The organism is Methylobacterium sp. J-026, assembly GCF_022829585.1.
In the GTDB taxonomy this organism is placed as follows: domain Bacteria; phylum Pseudomonadota; class Alphaproteobacteria; order Rhizobiales; family Beijerinckiaceae; genus Methylobacterium.
In genome coordinates this window covers 1-4302 of record NZ_JAKSYC010000014.1, presented here as the reverse complement: position 1 = coordinate 4302, position 4302 = coordinate 1, and the positions used below count along the sequence as shown (strand labels likewise).

General features: G+C 60.9%; 4 protein-coding genes. 3 read left to right on the top strand and 1 reads right to left on the bottom strand.

The genetic code is table 11. The annotated features are described in order from the left end of the window. Nucleotides 1–424: 424 nt before the first annotated feature. The 3 genes from MKK69_RS00290 (at nt 425) to MKK69_RS00275 (ending at nt 3493) form a co-directional block, all read left to right on the top strand. On the top strand, nt 425–691 hold the full coding sequence (locus tag MKK69_RS00290) for a PRC-barrel domain-containing protein (protein ID WP_243964643.1): 267 nt from the start codon (nt 425–427) through the stop codon (nt 689–691). A 1846-nt stretch (nt 692–2537) separates the two neighbouring features. Next, the gene (locus MKK69_RS00280; protein ID WP_243964642.1) at nt 2538–3251 is read left to right on the top strand and encodes a Crp/Fnr family transcriptional regulator; all 714 of its coding nucleotides are present in this window, start codon (nt 2538–2540) and stop codon (nt 3249–3251) included. Beyond that, nucleotides 3248–3493, top strand: coding sequence for a hypothetical protein (locus tag MKK69_RS00275; protein ID WP_243964641.1), 246 nt, complete (start codon nt 3248–3250; stop codon nt 3491–3493). Before MKK69_RS00280 ends, MKK69_RS00275 begins: the two co-directional genes overlap by 4 nt. A gap of 598 nt (nt 3494–4091) precedes the next feature. Here MKK69_RS00275 and MKK69_RS00270 read toward each other — a convergent pair. Beyond that, nucleotides 4092–4302 (bottom strand): hypothetical protein (locus MKK69_RS00270; protein ID WP_243964640.1); only part of this gene is annotated, 211 nt, incomplete at its 5' end.

The following is a 4302-nucleotide window of genomic DNA, read 5'->3' as shown; positions in this document are numbered from 1 at the left end:
CGTGAGGGCCGGGCCGAGATGCAGTCGATGGTGATCGAGAAGGTGCACGCCGCCGGTGAGGCGATGACGACGCTGATGCTCGGCGGCTCGTCCGAGACAGTCATCGCTCGCTACCGCGAGCACGTTGCCTTCAACACCAAGCGGCTATCAGCAGCCCGAGGCTGAAGTATTTAATTTCCACCATAAGGTCTCGCGAATGTTTTTTAAATACCAGACTATATTTTTGATTTCGGTCCTTGGCCTTTCGGCAACATCTCCATCGCTCGCTCAGGATAAGACGGTGATCGGCACCGATACAATACTTCCTGGCACGGGTCCAAGCTCCTCGACCGACGGAACGGGCGGCCAACTCAGGCAGGTCGCCAGGGCGGATGATGCAACGCGGCGCAGTAATCCCAAACCCATCACCTTCCTGACGTCATAGATGATCGGCACAGGGGTGCACAATCTGTCGGGACAGAGCGTCGGCAAGATGACTGACCTTCTGATCGGTGATGGGGGCGCCCTCAAGGCGGTGGTTCTAGATGTCGGAGGCGTCCTCGGCGTCGGCAGCCGCCGTATCGCGGTCGAGCCCTCAGCGCTGGTGCTGTATCCCGGTCGCGACCGGTTCTCGGCCATGCTCGTCATGGGCAAAGACACGATCGCGGCGGCTGCCACTTTCAAGCCGGATCAGACAGTCAAGTCCGACTAGTGTCCACACCGTGCTGATTTTCGTCGGCTTGGTCGAAGAGAACCGAGCCGGCTGGATTATTGCGGGTTCTGATGGTCGGGGGCGGACCGGCGCGTGGCGTTGAGGCCGACCGGATCTTGTTTGAGCGAACCTCCGGATATCGGAATGGGCCGGGCCAGCAATGGGGTATCTCAGTATGGGAGTTCGTCGAGAAGGGCGCGGGCCGGTGAGCTGCCGGCTCTTCGCGCAAATCGGCAGCGCGAAGTCGCTGCTGGGTGTCACGATGCTGGTGACGGCACTGCCCGCGTGCAGGTTCACCGGTCTCGTGCAGTGACCTTCGGCCCAGAGTTCATCCCTGAGAACGGCGGGGTGCCGGGCTCCGCTTACGGCTCCAGAAAGATGGAACGCGGGGCGAGCATTGTCGGCCCGAAACCAAGCAAGGAGGTCTCGCCCCTAAAGCCCGGCACATCAATGGCTTAGGCTCAAATCGTGGGTCAGAGGGAATTATCCCTGCGGGCTGGCCAAGCAGCCACTTCCTTCCTGCGCCAGCCGCTTCCCGAGCGCCCCATCGGATAGACCCGCCAAGAAAGCAGGTCTGGAGACCTTGAGCGGCCATTGACATCAACCTGCGGCATTGCGCAGGAGACACCTATGTTAAAAAATCTCCCTCAAGGCACGACCACCTTCGGTGGCCGCGGACTGGCGTTCGTCCACGGCACCCGCATTGTGATGAAGGTCTGCCCCACCTGCTCGCAGTGGAATGCCCCAAAGGCCGCTGATAGGGGCGTATGCGGCTGGTGCGCCTACATCCCCTCATGCGAGGACCTGGAGCCCGCCGTACAGTTCGAGCGTCCCAGATCTGCTCCACGGTGCGCCAATTCTCGGATAACAAGACTAACCCTAACGTCGTTGCGTCCCGTCTATCGCCGTGCGGAACGGCACCAAGCCCCGCCATCCGGTAATCAGATCAGGTGACGGAACGGTCCACCCAGGGTCCGGCTCCGGACGCGGGTAGTTTCACTGACCGACAGCCGAGGTCCGGCCTACTCTTTCTAAGCCGGGTGACAAAACCTCAGATGCGCGTCAAATCGTCCCTCGGTGGCTTCCCACAGCGGAAGCGCTCAACCCGCCAATCGGCGTGAGAGCCCTGCCAATGGGCCATCTGAGGCTGGGCGACAGACATACACTGCTGGGGCGTCGTGACATCTTCGTCGAAGGCGTGAACGCGCATAATGCAGTGTGCCGGGTTCGAAACCATGCACGTTATGAAATAGAGACCATAAAGCATCGTCCGAAATCCTCAGTTCGGCAAAGCATTCTGGGATTTGTGCGTTTGCTTGGCTTTCCTCGTCACACCACGGAACGGATGATCCGCACAAAAAGGCCCCGCTACCCGAACCGGGCAACGGAGCCTGAGTGCGCTCGGGTTAGGAAAGGCCATGCGGGCGATGAAGGGGCAAGGAACGCTCGCGTGGCCATCTGCGCTCACATCATCGCGGCGACAGCCGGACACTCATGCCAGCAAACAAAAAGATCCATCTGATCAAAAGACGGGCGTTGGTCAGGTTTTGTCCTCAATGGCCTCGTGTAATCGAGGGTGCAAGCTTGGAATTTTGATCAAGGTCATGCCGATAGCCATGCCTTCGCCGCGCGATCGAAGCAAATGGACCCCGAAGCTGAGCATTGCGGGCGTATGATCGCCTCAAGAACATATCTTATGACAGAACTTCGAGGTAAAATCAGTCTATCGTAGGGATCATCATCGGTTGATCCGATACAGGCGCCGATGACTGGAAGAGCCGTGCGCTTCCGCCTGCGATGCGAGGTGGGAAATATGAACGCAGCCCCCGACCAGCACGCCCCGGGCATGCTCATCCGCAAGCTGGAGAGCATCACCACCCTCTCGGACAAGGAACGTCAGGCCGTTCGGAGCTTGCCGATGAGGATCCACAACCTCGACGCTCGCCAGGACATCGTGCGCGACGGCGACCAGCCCACGCACTGCTGCCTCATCCTCGACGGATGGGCCTGCCGGTACAAGATGCTTAGCCAGGGCAAGCGCCAGATCCTATCGTTCCACATCGCAGGCGACATCCCGGATCTGCAGAGCCTACACATTCACACCATGGATCACAGCCTCGCCACGCTGACCAAAGCGGTCGTGGCCTTCATCCCGCACGAGAGCCTGCGGGAGCTGACGGCGTGCTACCCTGGCATCGCGTCGATCTTCTGGCGCGACACCCTGATCGATGCGGGCATCTTCCGCGAGTGGCTGATCAGCATGGGCCGCCGCTCGGCCTTCGAGCACGTCGCGCACCTGTTCTGCGAACTGTACCTGAAGCTGCAGGCGGTCGGCTTGGCCGGCAACTTCCGCTGTCCGCTGCCGATCACCCAGACCGATATTGCCGACGCGCTGGGGCTCACCTCCGTGCACGTCAACCGCGTGCTCCAGGAGATGCGCGGCCGGACCATGATCACGCTCCGGAGCCAGACGCTGGTGATCGAGGCGTGGGACGAACTTCTTCGGGTCTCGGAGTTTGACTCCACATACCTGCAGCTTGGGAAGCGGGTGGCCGGATGACCCTTCGCCTACAGCCCGTGCAGGTCGGAACGGGCAGCTACGATATCGAGGGCCAACTCGTCTTCGCCGATGCCTTCCTCGCGGCGGTGCTGGTGCGGCTCTCAGGATTTCACGAGGACATAGCCGGGATGTGGTTCTTGGAAGCGGGCTTTGGGCTGGTGAGCAGCGCGACCCCGCCCACCTTCGCCGACCTCGATGCCGCGCAGACCTGGATCGAGCAGCGGCTGGCGCACGCGGCCTGAGCCTACTGTATCCTTGAAAGGCACGCGTCATTTAGAGGCTGGCGGGCCAAATTATTCTGGTTCGCTAGACGACGTACCAAGGCCCTTCAGCCTGTCGACAATCCCGAGTGATCCCATCCAGCGAGCGCTAGCCAGCGACGCCGGTTATTCTGTAGCGCAGCACAGATTTCATTCTGGGAATGTTGATCCGGAAATTGGTTCTTGGATCAACGAGGAGCGACGCGGCTGTGTCTCTGTCTCTCGGAAGCATGCTTGTAGCAGCGGTCTGCGCTATCGCACTGACCATCGCCGTCCTCCCCTCTTTCGATCGCTTCTTTCGCTGGTGAGCTGATAAGTGGACACATCAGCGCTTCAACAGGTCAGGCTGAGTTCAATCTAATGGGAGGACGCCGCGATGGAATTCGTGGTCATGATTGCGGGCGTGCTGGGCGCCGGGGCGACAATGGTGTTCATGCTGCCGAAACTCGACTGGCTGTTCTCGTGGTGATTAGCGGTCCCGTGCATGGGTTCGCTCGTGCTCCGACCCGATCGCACTCGTTCGGTGGCGTCATCCTCGGATCTGTAGGTCATGCGCTCCGGCCGATAGCCTGCGGACAGATCACGCCGCCTTCAGATGCCGTCGCAGCCAGCGCGTCGCTTCTTCCAGAGTGGGGAAGGTAGGGACCCTCTGCCCTTGCAGCCGGCCGAACCCCGCCTCCATGAACCAGCTTCCGACATTGGCATGCTCGGGTTCGGCGAGGCGAACCAACACTGCCACGAGCAGGCCGTTGGCGATCACCAGCATGCCGTCCCGGTCGGGGCTGTTGGTG